At 39.4% G+C, this 18,695-nt stretch carries 17 protein-coding genes and 5 tRNA genes (1 of these 22 running past the window's edge); 6 read left to right on the forward strand and 16 right to left on the reverse strand.

Annotated features, from left to right (window positions below; all coding sequences use genetic code 11):
* The 13 genes from H5125_RS22060 to H5125_RS08690 all read right to left on the reverse strand — a co-directional run.
* Positions 1-57, reverse strand: a tRNA-Lys gene (locus H5125_RS22060); it reaches 119 nt to the left of the window's first position.
* A 206-nt stretch (positions 58-263) separates the two neighbouring features.
* Positions 264-339: transfer RNA gene (locus H5125_RS08635), tRNA-Lys, on the reverse strand.
* A gap of 125 nt (positions 340-464) precedes the next feature.
* Positions 465-540: transfer RNA gene (locus H5125_RS08640), tRNA-Lys, on the reverse strand.
* Positions 541-582: 42 nt separating this feature from the next.
* Positions 583-658: transfer RNA gene (locus H5125_RS08645), tRNA-Lys, on the reverse strand.
* A 167-nt stretch (positions 659-825) separates the two neighbouring features.
* Positions 826-901, reverse strand: a tRNA-Lys gene (locus H5125_RS08650).
* Between the two features lie 358 nt (positions 902-1,259).
* Positions 1,260-1,997: a tol-pal system protein YbgF gene (gene ybgF / locus H5125_RS08655; protein ID WP_059745509.1), complete on the reverse strand. Its 738-nt coding sequence runs from the start codon at positions 1,995-1,997 to the stop codon at positions 1,260-1,262.
* 55 nt (positions 1,998-2,052) lie between these two features.
* Positions 2,053-2,589: a peptidoglycan-associated lipoprotein Pal gene (pal, locus tag H5125_RS08660; protein WP_101086786.1), complete on the reverse strand. Its 537-nt coding sequence runs from the start codon at positions 2,587-2,589 to the stop codon at positions 2,053-2,055.
* 23 nt (positions 2,590-2,612) lie between these two features.
* A complete protein-coding gene (gene tolB / locus H5125_RS08665) occupies positions 2,613-3,941 on the reverse strand; it encodes a Tol-Pal system beta propeller repeat protein TolB (protein WP_182744029.1) in 1,329 nt (442 codons plus the stop codon).
* A 43-nt stretch (positions 3,942-3,984) separates the two neighbouring features.
* The gene (tolA, locus tag H5125_RS08670; RefSeq protein WP_101086785.1) at positions 3,985-4,947 is read right to left on the reverse strand and encodes a cell envelope integrity protein TolA; all 963 of its coding nucleotides are present in this window, start codon (positions 4,945-4,947) and stop codon (positions 3,985-3,987) included.
* Complete coding sequence (gene tolR / locus H5125_RS08675; protein ID WP_101086784.1) at positions 4,948-5,376, reverse strand: protein TolR; 429 nt, start codon at positions 5,374-5,376, stop codon at positions 4,948-4,950.
* Positions 5,376-6,065 (reverse strand): protein TolQ, encoded by a 690-nt coding sequence (gene tolQ / locus H5125_RS08680; RefSeq protein WP_101086783.1) that lies wholly within the window; start codon positions 6,063-6,065, stop codon positions 5,376-5,378. Before tolQ ends, tolR begins: the two co-directional genes overlap by 1 nt.
* Positions 6,055-6,456, reverse strand: coding sequence for a tol-pal system-associated acyl-CoA thioesterase (ybgC, locus tag H5125_RS08685; RefSeq protein ID WP_182744040.1), 402 nt, complete (start codon positions 6,454-6,456; stop codon positions 6,055-6,057). The genes tolQ and ybgC overlap by 11 nt, the downstream gene beginning before the upstream one ends.
* A 1,305-nt stretch (positions 6,457-7,761) precedes the next feature.
* On the reverse strand, positions 7,762-8,631 hold the full coding sequence (locus tag H5125_RS08690) for an OmpA family protein (protein WP_101086780.1): 870 nt from the start codon (positions 8,629-8,631) through the stop codon (positions 7,762-7,764).
* A 187-nt stretch (positions 8,632-8,818) separates the two neighbouring features.
* On the opposite strand from H5125_RS08690, the gene rnt reads away from it, so the two are divergent.
* Positions 8,819-9,484: a ribonuclease T gene (gene rnt / locus H5125_RS08695; RefSeq protein WP_101086779.1), complete on the forward strand. Its 666-nt coding sequence runs from the start codon at positions 8,819-8,821 to the stop codon at positions 9,482-9,484.
* Between the two features lie 124 nt (positions 9,485-9,608).
* Here the strand turns inward: rnt and H5125_RS08700 are convergent, their stop codons facing one another.
* Positions 9,609-10,214 (reverse strand): peroxiredoxin, encoded by a 606-nt coding sequence (locus H5125_RS08700; RefSeq protein WP_011636928.1) that lies wholly within the window; start codon positions 10,212-10,214, stop codon positions 9,609-9,611.
* Positions 10,215-10,604: 390 nt separating this feature from the next.
* Between H5125_RS08700 and H5125_RS08705 the strand changes: the two genes are divergently transcribed.
* Positions 10,605-11,927, forward strand: coding sequence for a Na+/H+ antiporter family protein (locus H5125_RS08705; protein WP_101086778.1), 1,323 nt, complete (start codon positions 10,605-10,607; stop codon positions 11,925-11,927).
* A gap of 133 nt (positions 11,928-12,060) precedes the next feature.
* On the opposite strand, the gene upp is transcribed toward H5125_RS08705, so the two are convergent.
* Positions 12,061-12,687 (reverse strand): uracil phosphoribosyltransferase, encoded by a 627-nt coding sequence (upp, locus tag H5125_RS08710; RefSeq protein ID WP_101086777.1) that lies wholly within the window; start codon positions 12,685-12,687, stop codon positions 12,061-12,063.
* Positions 12,688-12,928: 241 nt separating this feature from the next.
* On the opposite strand from upp, the gene purM reads away from it, so the two are divergent.
* Together purM and purN are read left to right on the forward strand one after the other, a co-directional pair.
* Positions 12,929-13,966, forward strand: a complete 1,038-nt coding sequence (purM, locus tag H5125_RS08715) for a phosphoribosylformylglycinamidine cyclo-ligase (protein ID WP_182744030.1) — start codon at positions 12,929-12,931, stop codon at positions 13,964-13,966.
* A complete protein-coding gene (purN, locus tag H5125_RS08720; protein WP_101086775.1) occupies positions 13,966-14,610 on the forward strand; it encodes a phosphoribosylglycinamide formyltransferase in 645 nt (214 codons plus the stop codon). Before purM ends, purN begins: the two co-directional genes overlap by 1 nt.
* Positions 14,611-14,723: 113 nt before the next feature.
* Here the strand turns inward: purN and cysB are convergent, their stop codons facing one another.
* Positions 14,724-15,701 carry an HTH-type transcriptional regulator CysB gene (gene cysB / locus H5125_RS08725; RefSeq protein ID WP_162023403.1) on the reverse strand — a complete coding sequence of 326 codons (978 nt, stop codon included), beginning with the start codon at positions 15,699-15,701 and terminating at the stop codon, positions 14,724-14,726.
* A 389-nt stretch (positions 15,702-16,090) separates the two neighbouring features.
* Here cysB and H5125_RS08730 point away from each other — a divergent pair, with 389 nt between their 5' ends.
* The gene (locus tag H5125_RS08730) at positions 16,091-16,870 is read left to right on the forward strand and encodes a hypothetical protein (protein WP_101086773.1); all 780 of its coding nucleotides are present in this window, start codon (positions 16,091-16,093) and stop codon (positions 16,868-16,870) included.
* A 552-nt stretch (positions 16,871-17,422) separates the two neighbouring features.
* Positions 17,423-17,875, forward strand: a complete 453-nt coding sequence (locus tag H5125_RS08735) for a DUF4878 domain-containing protein (RefSeq protein WP_101086772.1) — start codon at positions 17,423-17,425, stop codon at positions 17,873-17,875.
* Positions 17,876-18,695: the final 820 nt, after the last annotated feature.

The following is an 18,695-nucleotide window of genomic DNA, read 5'->3' on the forward strand; positions in this document are numbered from 1 at the left end:
CGAACCTTCGACCAATTGGTTAAAAGCCAACTGCTCTACCAACTGAGCTAACGACCCATCTTGGTGTTGCGATATTCATACTCTTGCTGGAACAAAAGCCAACTGTCTCTATTTCAAGACCAACTAAGCTAACGACCCATCTTGGTTTTGCAAGAACTGATATTCTTACTGAAACAAAAGCCAACTGTCTCTATTTCAAGACCAACTAAGCTAACGACCAATCCTGGTGTAACGTTTAAATTCTTTAACCACGATTTAAAAAGTGGTGGGTCGTGAAGGATTCGAACCTTCGACCAATTGGTTAAAAGCCAACTGCTCTACCAACTGAGCTAACGACCCATCTTGGTTTTACAAGAACTAATATTCTTACTGGAACAAAAGCCAACTGTCTCTATTTCAAGACCAACTTAGCTAACGACCCATATTGATATGACATTTAAATTCTTTAACCACGATTTAAAAAGTGGTGGGTCGTGAAGGATTCGAACCTTCGACCAATTGGTTAAAAGCCAACTGCTCTACCAACTGAGCTAACGACCCATCTTGATATAACATTTAAATTCTTTAACCACGATTTAAAAGTGGTGGGTCGTGAAGGATTCGAACCTTCGACCAATTGGTTAAAAGCCAACTGCTCTACCAACTGAGCTAACGACCCATCTTGGTGTTGCGATATTCATACTCTTGCTGGAACAAAAGCCAACTGTCTCTATTTCAAGACCAACTGAGCTAACGACCCATCTTGGTTTTGCAAGAACTGATATTCTTACTGGAGTGAATGCCCCATTTTATAACATTTAAATTCTTTAACCACGATTTAAAAAGTGGTGGGTCGTGAAGGATTCGAACCTTCGACCAATTGGTTAAAAGCCAACTGCTCTACCAACTGAGCTAACGACCCATCTTGGTTTTGCAAGAACTGATATTCTTACTGGAACAAAAGCCAACTGTCTCTATTTCAAGACCAACTGAGCTAACGACCCATCTTGGTTTTGCAAGAACTTAAGGTTCTTACTGGAATGAAACAAACTGCCTATATTTCAAGTCTTGTTAAATTATCATCCCATTTTGTTGTTTGTTAATAACAACTCATATTACAGTAACTGTAGACTAAGTTATTATCACCTCAACACACCCCAGAAGGCTCTGCCGTTCTGAGGGCGCCTATAATACCTTTTTCAATTTCTCATGCAAGCCCAAATTTATAATTTCTTGTTGTTTGCATGAAAAACAGACTAAGAGGCTGTTTTTTGGCTTAATTAGCCTTTCAATGCTGATAATTGCTGTTGTGCAAGGCGTGCGGAGGCACTATCTGCGTACTCTTTTAATACTTTGTTATACAGTGCTCTTGCACCCGCAGAGTCATTTTCTTTTTCTGCAATCATGCCAAGCTTAACTAAACTATCGCCACGCTTATTTGAATCTGCAAATTTACTGACAACTGTACTAAAAGCTTGTTTCGCATCATTGTACTCACTTTTATTGTACAACAATTGGCCTAACCAATAGTTTGCATTAGCTGCATAATTAGATTCTGGGTATGTCGATATAAAACTACGAAAAGCAGGAATGGCTTCATCATACTTGCGTTCTTTAAGAACCAAGTTAACGGCGGCCTCATAGCTTCCTGTTTCACCTAACGTTGAACTGGCTGCGGCAACCGTAGTGGCATCAGCTTGAGCTGGCGCTGCTGGGGTTGATGACTTAGCAGTAAGATTAGCAATTTCCTCGTACAGCTGTCGTTGACGCTGTAACATCTGATTCATTTGATAATTTTGTTGCTCAGTAATGCCTCTTAAATCTAACACTTCATTTTGCAATGCATCCATACGACGTTGCATGTCGAATTCGCCTTGTTGCTTTGCTTTAATGATGCGTTCTAATCTTGAAATTCTGTCATCATTTGAACCACCAGATGCATCCGAAACCGGTGCTGGTGCAGCAAAAGCCGTGGCCGTTGTAAAGAACATCGCCGCAACTAATATGGCTAGTTTCATTTTTATCTCCTAAAAAAGGCCAACCGATAACGGTTGGCCTTACACTTCTTACGCTTTAGTAAACTAACACACCACGACGGTTTTTAGCAAAACCAGTATCGTTACGTGAATAATCTAATGGCTTTTCTTCGCCGTAGCTCACGATGCTCATTTGGCTAGGTTGCACACCCATACCTTGTAAATACTTAGCAACCGCTTTAGCACGACGTTCGCCTAGTGCGATGTTGTATTCTGGAGTACCACGTTCATCAGCATGACCTTCAATCAACACTCGAACATTTGGATGCTCAACTAAATAGTTACCATGAGCTTGAATGATCTCAGCATTTTCACTTTGAACTTCACTGCGATCAAAGTCGAAGTAAATGATATTTTGACGACGTAATTCTTGTTCTTTTAAACGCTGCTGTTCTGCAGAGCTCAGTACAGGAGCTACACCACCAGTTTCAATACCACCATTACCGTATTCACTACCAGTACCACTCATAGAACCGTTAGCGTCAGTTTCAGAGTCTGAAGTTGAGCTACAGGCACCCAGTGCCATAAGCGGAACTGCAACCAACATAGCTTTAAACAACTTATTCAGATCCATTTTAAATCCTTATCAATATCTATTTAGAGAAACGGAGACCATGCTGGTGACTTCACCTCGCCCTGGCCGACAGGCAATCTTGCTTTAAATCTGCCGTCCGTAGAAACAGCAGCTAACACTTGTTTACCTTGATGGGTTGTACCGTAGATAACCATAGTGCCATTTGGAGCAACACTTGGTGATTCATCAAGTTGAGTTGATGAAAGCACCTGCATAAAGCGTGTTGCAAGATCCATTCTAGCAATATGGAATTTACCGTTAGTACGGTTTACAAAAATCATACTACGACCGTCTGGGCTAATTGAACCGCCTAGGTTCCATTCACCTTCAAAAGTCATACGCGAGACTTTATTTGTATCTAAACTTACGCGATATAACTGTGGTTTCCCACCACGTTCAGAGGTAAATAAAATTGATTTACCGTCTGGGAACCAAGAAGGTTCAGTATCGATTGCGTAATGCTCTGTAATACGTCGAGTTGCTTTAGTCGCAATATCGACGACATAAATTTCTGGTTGGCCATCTTTTGACAGTGTAACAGCTAATTTTTTCCCATCAGGAGAAAATGCTGGTGCACCATTAATACCGTCAAAACTACTCACTAACGTACGAGTTTGGCTGTAAATGTCTTGAACAAAGATTTCAGCTTTTCTATTTTCAAAACTCACATAAGCTAAACGACGACCATCAGGAGACCACGTTGGTGACATCAATGGCTCTGGTGAACGTAGTAACATTTGTTCATTGTAGCCATCGTAATCCGCAATCATTAGATGGTAAGGTGCTTTTTGACCTTGTTTAACCACAACATATGCGATACGGGTTAAAAATGCACCACGAATACCGGTGAGCTTTTCATACACAATATCACTGATACGGTGGCTGTACTGTCTAAATTGGTTTGCGCTAATAACCGTTTCACGGCTTTCAAGTAATAACTCATTGTTATTCTGAGGCCCTTTACCCGCTTGAAGTTGTGCTTTGACTAAATCAATCAGCTCAAAACTCACTAAATATTGATCGGCGCCATATGGCTTAACCGTACCAACCACAAGCGCTTCCGCTTCTACATTAGCCCAATTTTGAGCAGTAAATCCATTTACAGACGAAATAGTTGATTGTGGCAATGCACGCACATCAAGTGTCTTAAATGTACCACTGCGAGACAAATCAGATGCTACCACATCAGAAATAGATGCAGGAGCTGGACCTTGACCTTGCCATACAAAAGGTACAACAGCAATCGGTCTTGCTGCATCAACCCCTTCTGTAATCACAATATCTAACGCTGCGCGAGCGGGTGTAGTTAACACTATTAATACCAGTGTTAGCCATTTAGCCAAATTATTCATGCGACTCCTTTTAACTCCATTCCATCATTAAATACGATTGATATTAATTAAATTCCGGTGAAACGGTTAAATTAATTTCTTTTAATTGCTGATAAACAGCCGGTTCAGGCGATACTGGTAACCGTCCCGCTTTATTTATCGACGCTTTGGCTGCTCGACAAACTACCTGATCACCATCTAACGTTTGGCTTGTTGTGACAAAACCATCTGACGCTAGACGAATAAAGACCCTGCAGCTTTTCCCACGCATTGACTCATCAACAACTAAATTTCGTTGAATAGTGGCAATAATCATGGCCTTATATTTATCAACTTCTGACAACACTTGCTTGTTACGTGTTTTAGAAAGTGAATCTTGTTCAGCAGCCATAGCCTCTGCCATTTCACGTTCTTGGCGCGCTTTAGTATCAGCTTCTGCTTTACGTTTACGCTCAGCATCTTCTTTACGCTTACGTTCATCATCAGCACGTTGACGCTCTTCTTGAGCTTTTTTCGCAGCAGCCTCTTCTTGCTTACGTTTTTCAGCGGCTTTCTTAGCTGCGTCCTCAGAAGCTTTTTGCTCTTGTTCTTTTTGCTTGCGTACTACTTCAGCTTTATCTGCTCGCTCTTTTTCTAGCACTTGCTTTGCCTGAGCGGCTTTAGCGGCATCATTAGCCTTTTGAGTTTCCTGCTCTTTTTGTTTACGCTGGATCTCTAAAGTTTTAATTTTTTCTTGTTCACGTTCACGCTCACGGCGAGCTTCTGATGCTTTACGTTCTAGTTCTGCTTGACGGGCTTTTTCTTGCTGGGCCACATCTTGCTTTTGTTTCTTTAATTGCTCAACTCTGTCATTCACTTTCTGTTGATCAATTACAATTGCTTGAACGGCAGGTGCACTTGCTGCTGCCGTTTGCATTTGCTTGGGCTTATCATCAAAACTAATGCCTAAAGCAAGAATGACGATAAATCCAATATGAATACCAGCAGAAATAGAAACTGGTACGGTTAAATCTGAATTTCCAGCCACCTATTTCTCCTTTGGTGAATCGGTCATTAGCCCTACGGCAGGCACACCAGCACCTTGCAAGCTAATCATTAATTGAATAACGCTTTCATAAGGTATCGTGCGGTCCGCTTTTACAACCACTGGCCTTAACGGTTCAAGTTGGATTAATGCTCCAACTTCAGTTGATACTTGCTCTAAGTCCATAACTTCAGAGTTAGAACTACTGCCGATATTCAAAAAATATTGTCCCTCTGCATCAATCGATGCAACGATAGGAGGCTTACTATCAGGTGGCAACGACTCCGCATTACCTTGAGGCAATTCTACTTTGACTCCTTGCGATACAATAGGCGCTGTCACCATAAAAATAATCAACAACACCAACATCACGTCGATGTAAGGTACCACGTTGATTTCTGCAACTGGACGACGACGTTTACGCTGATACATTAAACAGCTTCCTTCTCGCTATACGCTTGACGTTGCAATATGTTGGAGAATTCTTCCATAAAGTTAGCATAACTCATTTCAATTTTATCAACTTGCGTTGTAAAACGGTTATAACCAATAACGGCAGGTATTGCAGCAAACAAGCCCATTGCAGTTGCAATCAATGCTTCTGCAATACCAGGTGCAACCATTGCCAATGTGGCATTTTCTACCGCGCCCAGTGCAATAAAGGAATTCATAATTCCCCATACCGTACCAAACAAGCCAATGTATGGACTGGTTGAACCAATCGTTGCCAATAACGGTAAATGGTTTTCAAGTTTCTCCATTTCGCGCGACAAACTCACTCGCATTGCTCGAGACGTTCCATCCATAACCGCTTCAGGAGCTTTACTGTTTACTTTGCTCAAACGAGTATATTCTTTGAAACCAGCCACAAACATCGATTCTAAACCAGAGATAGCACTACCACGCGCAATTAATTCTTTGTAAAGACGATTTAAATCAACACCAGACCAAAACGTTTCTTCAAAACGTAATGACTTAACTCTTGCAGAGCCTAATAATTTGTTGCGTTGAATGATCACTGCCCATGAGGCAATCGATAATGCCAACAAGGTCAGCATAACTAACTTTACCAACACACTGGCTTCTAAAAACAAACCAATAAATGAAATTTCAGCGTGCACTGTCAAACTCCTGAACAATATTTAGGGGAATAGCACGGGGACGCATACGTGATAAAGATATACACGCGACAACAACAGTCGCTTCACAATAGCAATCACCTTGATGATCAACTAGGCGCTGGTGAAATACCAACGACACTTTTTTTAATTCTATAACCTTGGATTCAACCACGAAATCCTGTTCAAATTTTGCAGCTTTACGAAAATCTAATTCTGCATTTTTGACGACAAAAGCAATATCTTCTGCCAACAGTTCAGCTTGGCGAACACCCATTGCTTTTAACCATTGCGTTCGGGCTCGTTCAAAAAATTTTAAGTAATTCGAATGGTACACAACACCGCCGGCATCGGTATCTTCGTAATAGATTGAAATAGGCCAAACAAACATAATCTGAACATCAATTTTTAGGTTGTAAAAGTTGGCTTACTATACCGAGTACCAACACGCTTGTGAATATTGTACCGAGGGAAAAGCAGACTTTATTTTGCTCAAAATGCGCTAAAACACACTAAAAACCTCAGGAACTGTAAGAGATGAAGCTTTATTAATGTGTTTACCCAAAAATTTAACAATTTATTAAACAAAACATGCCATATAAATAGAATTTTTCCTGGTAACAACAGCCTACTTTTACGGCCTAAAGCTCACAAAAAGACAATAATCAGGTAAAAGTAAACTGCGAATCCCCCTTACCATCGCACACTTTGCAAAATGTAAACGTGAATAAATGTTAAGCCGGTAAAATTCAGCAACCTCTTTTTAGCAAATACATTATCAATTGTTAAGTTAATAGCATTATCTTACTCGTCTTGATGACCATATGCTGTGTGTTAAACATCAAGAAGAGATAACCGTAAAATCCCACCTTAAATATGGGTAGAATAATCATATTCATAGTGGTGTAGAGTAATATTTAACATATTAAAAGGAGTAAGCAGACTTTACAGCATGACGGGATATATACTATTTGTTAAATATTATTGTCGCCTAATTAACTAATCCGAATAGTTATGCATAAAAAATAAGTAATAACCTAATAAAGCGCTATATAAGACGATTAGAGTATAAATAACATATCACCACCGCCACAAAGCATTAGCTTTACTAATGATAACGCTTAATTTTTCTAGTTTGTCAGATTAGTGTATACATTCTATTATTGCCTTGTTTTCAGGACACATCTGATTCAGATGTTGAAAACCAAGAACTCCAAACTGATGTAACCCAATACCTCAGTTATCCCTAGTTCTTATGCTTGACTTCCTTCCTTAAATTTGTTGATTGCAAATTATTTAGCCCACTTGGATTAAGTGGGTTTTTTTTACCTTTTTTTTAGCATCTTTATAAACCCAAATGAGAAGCTTTGCGAAAAAAATTGTAAATTCGAGCGCTACTGATAGGTTGAACCCTTTCAAATGATCACCACGCAAAATACCCTTACATGTTTTATTGATTAGGCTCTTAAAGGAACGATGGTTCATTTATAAAAGAGTATTGTCGATTTGGCTCAATTTAGTGTTACGAATGTTGAATAAATGCCGAGTAAAGCAGACTGATAAACACAGGGAGACTTTGGCTATCGTATCAATACTATTTATTAGAAAAATAGCTGACTCAAGTAAATTGATATCTCAATCATATCCAGTAATAAGGACTACTGCCCATGGCTGAGCAGTGAGTGATACATGAATGGGTTTATATAGGCTTGGTTATTTTAATCACGACTCTGCGGTTCATCTTACGTTCTTCTGCAAGATCATTGCCTGTTACATGGCGTTTTTCACCATGACCCGATGTATGAATCCGATCTTTAGGAATACCACTAGCAATGAGAATATCTTTCACTGAATCCGCACGTTTATCTGACACCTTTTGGTTAACCGAGCGTCCACCGTAACTGTCGGTGTAAGCATCAATCAGTACAAGCTCGACTTCAGGGTCATAAGACAAATAACGCTGTATTTTCTGTAATTGTTGGGTAGAAAAACGAGTCAGCTCTACCCCGCCTTCTTGGTAATTTAACACTGTAAAAGCAATATCATCAAAACTGTAAGGCAGTAAATTAGCCAAGCAGGCGCGAAATTCACGGTATTTACCGCCAAAATTAGCTGACGACAATCCCACGGCAATTTTAGCGTTGTGATTATACCAATCCGCATAATAAAACGTGGGCTCCATTCCTTGACTCAATTCATTCAACATCGACCAAGCGGCTTTTTTGGGTACTTCACCATTAAATTGCTTATTGTAAGTCAGTTGAGTGATTTCTTTAGAATTGTGTCCAGGACGCCAACTAGGGGCTCGACTAATTAATGTCGCGTTGGTCACCGAATCAGGTTTTAACCACATATCTAACGTAAAATGTAAATTTAGCTCTTTACCGGCATTACTGGTAAACACAGCACGCCCATAGTCAGGAATATCATGTTCAAGACGGCATTCTATCGGATTGTTCTCACCGATACGCCATGCTGAGTTTTCCAGTGACGCAACGTAGTGCCTCAAATCGGCATTAGCCGTTGAGCAAAGACACAAACTTGTGAGGACCATCAGTTTTCGCCACATAAAACCACCCTTTATACCCGATTACATTTGTTCTATCGGCCATAAAGTCAGTTCCTTTAGTAAACAATCATGTTTAATCGATGATAAAAACCACAATCAAACATGACACTGCGCTTGAGTTTGCGCATAATACTCGGCTTATATCATTTGCACCGATGAATGATAGCTATTGAGGATAAAAACTGTAATGACTGATATTTGCGACGCTAATAAGTTTAAACACCGATTTCGTGGTTATTTCCCTGTTGTTATCGATGTCGAAACTGCTGGGTTTAATGCTAATACCGATGCGTTGCTTGAAATTGCCGTCAGCTTACTAAAAATGAATAGTGATGGGATCATTGTACTTGATAGAACCCTTCATTTTCATATTGAGCCTTTTGAAGGTGCGAACTTAGAGCCTGCAGCTTTAGCTTTTAATGGTATAGACCCCACTAATCCACTTCGTGGTGCAGTAGACGAAAAAGTCGCTTTTTTAGAGATTTTTAAAGAAGTAAAAAAAGCCCAAAAAGCAGCAGATTGTCATCGCAGTATCATTGTCGCGCACAATGCCGCTTTTGATTTAGGTTTTGTTAACAAGGCTATTGAACGAAATGGTTTAAAACGTTCTCCTTTTCATCCTTTTGCTAGCTTTGATACCGCGACACTTGCAGGCCTGGCTATTGGACACACAGTATTAGCTAAAGCCTGTAAAATGGCAGGGATCGATTTCGACAACAATGAAGCCCATTCAGCATTATATGATACCGAACGTACCGCCGAACTATTTTGCCTTATAGTCAATCGATGGAAAGCATTGGGTGGTTGGCCATTAGCGGCTGTGGAAGATGATACCGACTCAGCAAACGAATAATGAATACTCAGCCCTTTGATCTCATGCCAGCCATCTACACTTGGCTAGTGCGATAACAAAGTATTAATTTTATCCAATAAAAAAGCTGCCGAAGCAGCTTTTTTATTATCTCTAACTTGCTAGATTATAGCTTGTCAGAATTATCTTTTAGATATGCAGCAACACCTTCAGTGCTTGCAGTCATACCTTTTTCGCCTTTTGACCAGCCCGCTGGACAAACTTCACCGTGCTCTTCATGGAACTGAAGTGCGTCAATCATACGGATCATTTCATCAACGTTACGGCCTAGTGGTAAATCGTTAACCACTTGGTGACGAACTTGGCCTTCTTTGTCTACTAAGAAAGAACCACGGAAAGCCACACCAGCTTCTGGATGCTCTACGTCGTATGCTTTACAAATTTCGTGCTTAACATCAGCAACTAGAGTGTACTTAACTTGGCCAATACCACCCTTGTCTACTGGAGTGTTACGCCATGCGTTATGAGTAAACTGTGAATCAATAGAAACACCAATCACTTCAACACCACGTTTAGTGAACTCTTCCATACGGTGATCAAAAGCAATTAGCTCTGATGGGCATACAAAAGTAAAATCGAGTGGGTAGAAGAAAATAACTGCAGGCTTACCTTTAATTGCGGTAGCAAGGTTAAATGTGTCAACAATTTCACCAGAACCAAGAACGGCTGCTGCGGTAAAATCTGGGGCTGGACGGCCTACTAATACGCTCATTATCTATCTCCATTTAATGGCTTAAACACTCAACAACGGTATATGCGTATCGCAAAATGATGATCCACCAAGCAATTACCCATACCGTTGGGACTTATATCAGTCGTATACCATACATCTAAATTAACGGACTTATAAGTCATTTCAGATGAAAGTTGGTTTACTTGCTGAAAAATAAAACATGATGACCCATTAAATAATAAGTTTCAAATATGACAAAATGATTTGATAACAAGATTTCACTCATCACTATCAACAACCATATGTTAAACAGCAAATAATTCTGAGCTAACTATCAGCAAAAAATACCTAAAAAAGCGATATGCGCTGGACAAATAGACACTAGACAGTCAAGAATAGCGGCCTCACTTACTTTTAAGAAAAATGATTATGAATGCGGTTGTTATCGCGGTTTGCTTAATGCTGTTTTTAAGCTTTATTCGAATTAACGTTGTGGTCTCACTAACCATCAGTGCTGTTGTCGCCGGTTTAGTCGGTGGATTAGATATTCATCAAACAATTGCAGCCTTTAATGATGGCCTAGGCGGCGGCGCTCAAATAGCCCTAAGCTACGCATTGCTTGGTGCATTTGCAGCAGCTTTGTCACATTCAGGCTTAACAACATTGATTTCTCATTCAATTATAAAGAAACTCGGTAAAGAACCTAATAGTAGTAATACTCAAGTTGTACGTTGGTTGTTATTGGTCACAATATTATTGATGGCGGTTTCATCACAAAATATTTTGCCTATTCACATCGCTTTCATACCCATTCTTATTCCACCATTACTACATGTCATTTCAAAGCTACATATCGACCGCCGTCTTATAGCCTGTATTCTCACATTTGGCTTGGTCACCACGTACATGATTCTACCCATCGGTTTTGGCGGTATTTTCCTCAATGATATCCTGTTGGCAAATTTAAATACAAATGGGCTAAATGCAATCCGTGAACAAATTCCTAACGCAATGCTATTACCTGCTATGGGCATGGTTGTAGGTTTACTCACCGCAATATTTATTAGTTACCGCAAACCTAGACAATATATGATTGAAGAACCAGTGGTAAGCGACAATATTGAAACCACGATAAGTCGAAAAAGCCTAGTGATATCACTCTCAGCAATAGTGGTCACTTTAATTGTTCAATTACAAACTGATTCGATGATATTTGGTGCATTAAGTGGATTTATTATCTTTCGTTTTTCTGGAATCATTAAACACGAAGTAAGCAAAGACCTGTTTAATCAAGGTGTGCACATGATGGCCAGCATCGGCTTTATTATGATTGCAGCAGCAGGCTTTGCTGCAGTAGTTAAATCTACCGGGGAAGTTGGCACACTAGTGACCTCTCTAGGTGACATCATTGGTGACAACAAAGCGTTAGCCGCATTACTGATGCTTATTGTTGGATTATTGATCACCATGGGAATTGGCTCTTCGTTCTCAACCATTCCCATTATTGCCACTATTTACGTGCCTTTAGCGCTCAGTTTTGGTTTTTCTGTCGCTGCAACAATTGCGCTAGTGGGTACCGCTGCAGCGCTTGGTGACGCGGGTTCGCCAGCATCAGATTCGACACTAGGTCCCACAGCTGGTCTTAATGCCGATGGGCAACATGATCATATTCGCGACAGCGTGATCCCAACGTTTATTCACTATAATATTCCACTGCTTGTTTTTGGTTGGATTGCTGCGATGGTGCTTTAACATTCAACAGATATCTACGGCTTATCAAGATAAAAAATAAAAACGGGAGCCTCATTAAAGGCTCCCGTTTTTATGGTCTCGTACATGATATTAATCATATCGAGCCTGGGTATGTATAATCTCGGATAACGAACTATTTGGTACCGAATATCTTATCGCCCGCATCACCTAAACCTGGCAAGATATAACCTTGCTCGTTTAAGCAATCATCAATCGCAGCGGTATACAATTCAATATCAGGATGCGCGAGTTCAAGTGCTTTAATACCTTCTGGTGCAGCAACCAAAACCAACGCTTTAATTGAAGTACAACCACGTTTTTTCAGCAGGTCGATAGTCGCAATCATTGAACCACCAGTTGCTAACATTGGGTCAACCACTAAAGCAATACGCTCTTCAACATTACTGACTATTTTTTCAAAGTAAGGTATAGGTTGTAGTGTTTCTTCATCACGATAAATACCCACTACAGAAATACGCGCACTAGGAAGATGCTCAAGAACGCCATCCATCATACCTAAACCCGCACGAAGAATAGGCACTACGGTCACTTTCTTACCTTTAAGTTGCTCAATAGTAACAGGGCCATTCCAACCTTCAATTGTCACCGTTTCAGTTTCAAAATCAGCGGTAGCTTCGTAGGTTAATAAACTGCCAACTTCAGTGGCAAGTTCACGAAATCGTTTGGTGCTGATATCAGCTTCACGCATCAAACCGACTTTATGACGTACCAGTGGATGCTTTACTTCAACGACTTTCATTTCTTTCTCCTAGATTTCTGACTATTTCAGGCAAATTTGACAAATGTTAGTCGATTTATCCTCTCTATAAAACATAAAGTTTCAAAATTGCAGTAAATCGTGACCTAAACCAATAAAAAATAGGCAATTCATCGTTTTCTTTATAGGATAAAGTAAAAACATGGCTTCCGACTAGCAGCACAAACTGGTAGAATATTGCCGCATAAAATTCCATAAAACGATGTACCCTAGAGGATCCTCCGTGACCACTCCTACCCCCCTAAGTTACAAAGACGCCGGCGTTGATATCGATGCAGGTAATGCGTTAGTAAACAACATTAAATCTGCGGTAAAACGCACTCGCCGTCCAGAAGTTATGGGCAATTTAGGTGGTTTTGGCGCATTATGCGAATTACCAACTAAATACAAACATCCAGTGCTTGTTTCGGGCACTGATGGTGTTGGCACTAAATTAAGATTAGCCATTGATTACAAAAAGCATGACACCGTCGGTGTTGATTTAGTTGCTATGTGTGTTAATGACCTGATTGTTTCTGGCGCTGAACCGCTTTTCTTCCTCGATTACTACGCGACTGGTAAGCTTGACGTTGAAACGGCAACCTCAGTTGTTAGCGGCATTGCAGAAGGTTGTTTCCAATCTGGTTGCGCATTAATCGGTGGCGAAACGGCTGAAATGCCGGGCATGTACGAAGGCGAAGATTACGACCTTGCCGGATTTTGTGTTGGTGTTGTTGAAAAAGCAGACATCATTGATGGTACCAAAGTCAAAGCCGGTGACTCACTCATAGCACTTAGTTCGAGTGGTCCTCATTCAAATGGTTACTCATTAATCCGTAAGGTATTAGAAGTCAGCAAAGCAGACCCTCAGCAAGATCTTGCTGGTAAGCCATTGATTGACCATTTATTAGAACCAACAAGAATATATGTTAAGCCTTTGTTGAAACTGATTGAACAATCAGACATTCACGCTATGGCGCACATTACCGGTGGTGGATTCTGGGAAAATATCCCACGAGTACTGCCTGATGATTGCAAAGCTGTAGTCAAGGGTGACTCTTGGAAATGGCCAGTGGTGTTCGATTGGATAATGACAAACGGTAACATAGCACAACACGAAATGTTCCTAACATTTAACTGTGGTGTGGGTATGGTTATTGCGCTGCCAACAGACAAAGTCGATGCTGCATTGGCATTATTAACAGCAGAAGGCGAAAATGCTTGGTTGATAGGTGAAATTGCTACGCGTCAAGGTGACGAAGAGCAAGTGGAGATCATCTAATGAGCCAAAGCTGTCGTGTTGTGGTACTGATTTCCGGTAATGGCAGTAATCTTCAAGCTATCATTGATGGCTGTGACGATAACCTAAAAGCTGACATTGTTGGTGTGATTAGTAACAAGCCGGATGCTTATGGGTTAATTCGCGCTCATCAAAGCGAGATTGATACCAGTTGCGTTATTCCTTATACCAATGAAGTACGCAGTGATTATGATGCGCGTTTATTGAAATCAATTGAAAAATACCAACCGGATCTGATTATTCTTGCAGGTTTTATGCGTATTTTGACAGATGATTTTGTAAGTCACTTCCTTGGAAAGATGATTAATATTCATCCATCATTATTACCTAAGTATACCGGGCTTCACACGCATCAACGGGCTATTGATGCCGGCGATAAAAAGCACGGCGCTAGTGTGCATTTTGTTATTCCAGAGCTCGATGCCGGACCGGTAATATTACAAGCTAAAGTCCCTATTTACCCTGAAGATAATGCTGAAGTATTAGCTGAGCGTGTTCATGAACAAGAACATGCCATTTATCCTCTTGTAGTAAAATGGTTCAGCTTAGGTCGTTTAGCGATGGCTGATGGTAAAGCTTACTTAGATGGCGAGTTAATTGGTCCATCTGGTTACGCACCAGATTAATATCGATGACTAAGTTACTAAGTTACTAAGTTACTAAGTCTTTATGTTAAAAACAAAAAACCTCGCTAATTCGCGAGGTTTTTTTATGCAATAAACATTGTCGATATACAGTGCTAACGTACCGGTAATGTCATGTCTGCAAACATTTCATCAATCAGTTGTTGATCACGAAGCGCGACCGCTTTTTCTACCACATCTCGGGTTAAATGCGGTGCAAAATGTCGCATAAAGTCATACATGTAACTGCGTAAAAAGCTACCACGTCTAAAACCAATTTTGGTTGTACTATGAGCAAACAAATGACTCGCATCAATCGCGACTAGATCTTTATCTACTGCTGGATCGATAGCCATTGAAGCAATAACCCCTACCCCTAACCCTAAACGTACGTATGTTTTAAGTACATCAGCACTGGTTGCACTAAACACCACCCGAGGATCAAGATCCGCACGCTTAAAAGACTTTTCAATTTCAGAGGCTTTATCAAAACCAAACACATAAGTCACCAGCGGAAATTTGGCTAAATCTTCAATACTAATTTTTGTCGATTGAGTCGCGAATGGATGGTCACGAGTCACAACAATTGATCGATTCCAATGATAACAAGGCAGCATAATTAAATCGGTATACAAGTGCATTGCTTCAGTAGCAATGGCAAAATCAGCATCACCTCTAGCCGCTTGTTCACTAATTTGTGACGGCGTACCTTGATGCATATGCAAATTCACTTTCGGATATCGTTTAATAAACTCTTTAATAATTTGTGGCAGAGCATATCGAGCCTGAGTATCAGTGGTGGTAATATTTAAATCACCCTGATTAGGCTGAGTATATTCTTCAGATACCTTTTTAATGCTATCGACCTTGCCAAGTATATCATTTGCAATATCAATAACTTGCTGACCTGCTGGAGTCACGTGAGTCAAGTGCTTACCACTTCGACCAAATATTTGAATACCTAATTCATCTTCTAGCATTCTAACTTGCTTACTAATGCCGGGTTGTGAGGTATAGAGGTTCTCAGCCGTTGATGACACATTTAGGTTGTGTTTAACAACCTCTGCAATATATCTAAGTTGTTGCAGCTTCATGGTTTTATCCTTTATTTAACCAGCACTCATCAGCAAAATATGCAAATAAGAACAAATCGATCTATGTTTCACATGGCAAGAACAGTTGTTCAACTATAATAAAACGTTATATGACAATTGAAATGTAATATAAATAGGAATAACGAGCAAGTAAAAATCACCTGCAATTTAATTGACTTAGCTTTTGATAAACATCCTTACTCAAATGTTTAATGATTTATCAACAAAACGACTTATTATTCAACGACAGCCGCGATAACATACGCTAAGATATAGAATCATTTTGATGCAGTTTTATTGCAACAATTTATTCCAGCATCAAAATAACTTTTAGCCATTGTCGTTTGGCTATATTTACCATGAGATATGAAAGATAAAATGGAACCTTTATGTCCTTAATTTTGGTATTAATTCTTATTGGTGCACTCTTATTGCTGATTATCGGCTTTAGTATTGTCCAACAACAAAAAGAGCGTGCTGAAGCTGAACGTCGAGTAGAAGTATCTCGCCAACGCGCCATTATAGATGAAACCGATGCAGTATTATCCAACACAGGTATGACCCCGTCTTCTAGCCACATTATGTTAGTACTCTATCGCCGCATTCAAGATGCTTTAGAACAATCTGTTATCCATGCATCAGGCCAATTAAAATCGGATTATGAGCGTCGCCTAGCTGACATTAAAATGCAAATAGCCACAGTATCGAATTCACCAAGCCAAGTCCCTGCAATTGAGAATTTTCGTTTACCTGATAATGATAGACAAGTTTTAGAATTAGTAAAAACACTGAAGAAACTTAAAGCTATTTTACGTGCAGAACATAATAAGGGAAAAGTTGATCCGTCTATTTTTGCTGAAGAAGAAATGCGTATCGACAATCTGCAATTAAGGATTAATGTTGATTCTATGATTAGCCGCGCTCGTGCAGCATGCTTTATGAAGCAGTACGGTTCCAGTAAACAAATGGTCACAAAAGCATTAAACACGTTGCACACTATTAAAGCGCAAACGCCAAATGATCCTTTTATTGCTCGTAAAGTCGATGAAGCTAAGCAGTTACTCGATGAAATAATGGGCGCTCAAAAACACAGTGAACCGAGTGCTCCAAAACCGAAAAAAGAAGGCGATGATCTTGATATGCTGTTTCAACCGAAAAAGAAATGGTAATTATCTTTATCTTCGCTAACTAAAAAACCAGGTCTCCTTAGGAGGCTTGGTTTTTTTATACGCAAAATCTATTTAATATAAAAACTGCGTTATTTTTTAACCACACATAAAAAATGCAGTAATACAGTGAGTTAGTAAAATAACTTACGTTCGTCAACACAGTTGTCCACAGAATCTGTGGATAACTGTGTGAGACATTCCTTATCACTATGTTTATTAGCAATAATAAATCGGTATGAACAAACACTCTCTATCGTTGTTTCTATACAAGTCTTGTGCGTTGATACAATTAACTTATGACATGTCATTTTGATTGCGTCAAGCCATTAACTACAAAAGTATCCTCATTTGTAGTTAATCGAACAAATAATAGCTTATCAGTAAACTGAAATGAACCATTGATACTTTCAATATATTACAAAATATGAGCATATAAGGCTTTACGCTACAATTATTGATAATGATATTATTTAAATCGAGCCTATCCTTGTAAGCTATAGCATAAATCGAGATACTAGATAAAAATTATAATATCAGCAGTAAAAAAGCCTTATGTTAAAAATGACTTCCATTAAAATATTCTCTGTATTTCTACTGTTCATTCTCACTGCTTGCGGACAATCAGATGAATTTGGTCAACCTCAACTCACACCAGAACAAGTTTCTTTGGGTTTCTTCGAAGCTATTTATGTCGATCGTGATGTAGAGAAAGCTAAAAAGTTTGTCGCACCTGATATACAGGATGTTATGGATCATTATCATATAGCATCAGCGGTGCAACGACACGTATTAGGCTTATCCATGAAGCAAGTGACGATGTCTATTGATGAAATTGATATCGATTTTTTCCGAAAATTTACCGATGACGTGACTGTAATCGTTAAAATGCAAGGATTAAAAGGTGGAAGACAATGGATTGATGATCGAACCATTCGTCTGCATAAACAAGGCAATACCTGGATTATTGTTGAGATACTACCCGAAAAAGGTCGTATTGAAGGTTAGTATTGAGTCAAAACAGATTACCAAAATTAGCTAAGTTTAGTGTTTAATCATGATGGGAGATCAAAAACAATTATCGTTCATTTCAGATACTCACCACTATGCGATATGTTTAAGCATTATAAATAATTGATAAAATAAACAATGAGCAATAACCAATAAAAATAGCAGCCTAGGCTGCTATTTTTATTTTTTGTCGGAGTATTTAATGCATCAACTGAGTTGCCAAAGCATTAATAAGCTCGTTCAATCGTCTTATTCTTCGTTAGAAGGTAAAGACTCTAACACGTCATCTTTCACTTGATAGTAAGCGTTTTCGTATTCATGAACTTCCATAATAACTCCAATCTTTTAGGTCGTTTTGTAGGTGTGGGCCTGTCTTTTTATAAACAACAACACGATATTGAATCCTTAATACTGACGACATCGTGTTAATGCTGGGGGGATGACATTTGCCTTACAGAGAGAAGAGTACCAATCACTTTCTTCTTGGCGATGAGTATATCAATAGTCAGATCACTTTCAAACCACAATTACGAAAAACTTTCAGTTCTGTTTTGCGGATAGTCTAAATGTGACTTAAAATTGAGATTTTGCACTAAAAAAACAGAAAGTCTTTCAGAAATTGAGACGTAATCGACGTGACAACATACTAGCGCATTGCGATACAAGTCGACGGTTCCATTGCTGCTGTTAAGGCTAAATACCTATTACTATGCCCCTATAACGGCAACTCAAACTCTATAGTTCTGATTATTTATTGAAAGAATAATGCCCTTTAAAGATGAGGCCACAACATAATGAAATACTGGAGTGCCTCACT

This window comes from Shewanella sp. SR44-4 (assembly GCF_014163715.1).
Lineage (GTDB): Bacteria > Pseudomonadota > Gammaproteobacteria > Enterobacterales > Shewanellaceae > Shewanella.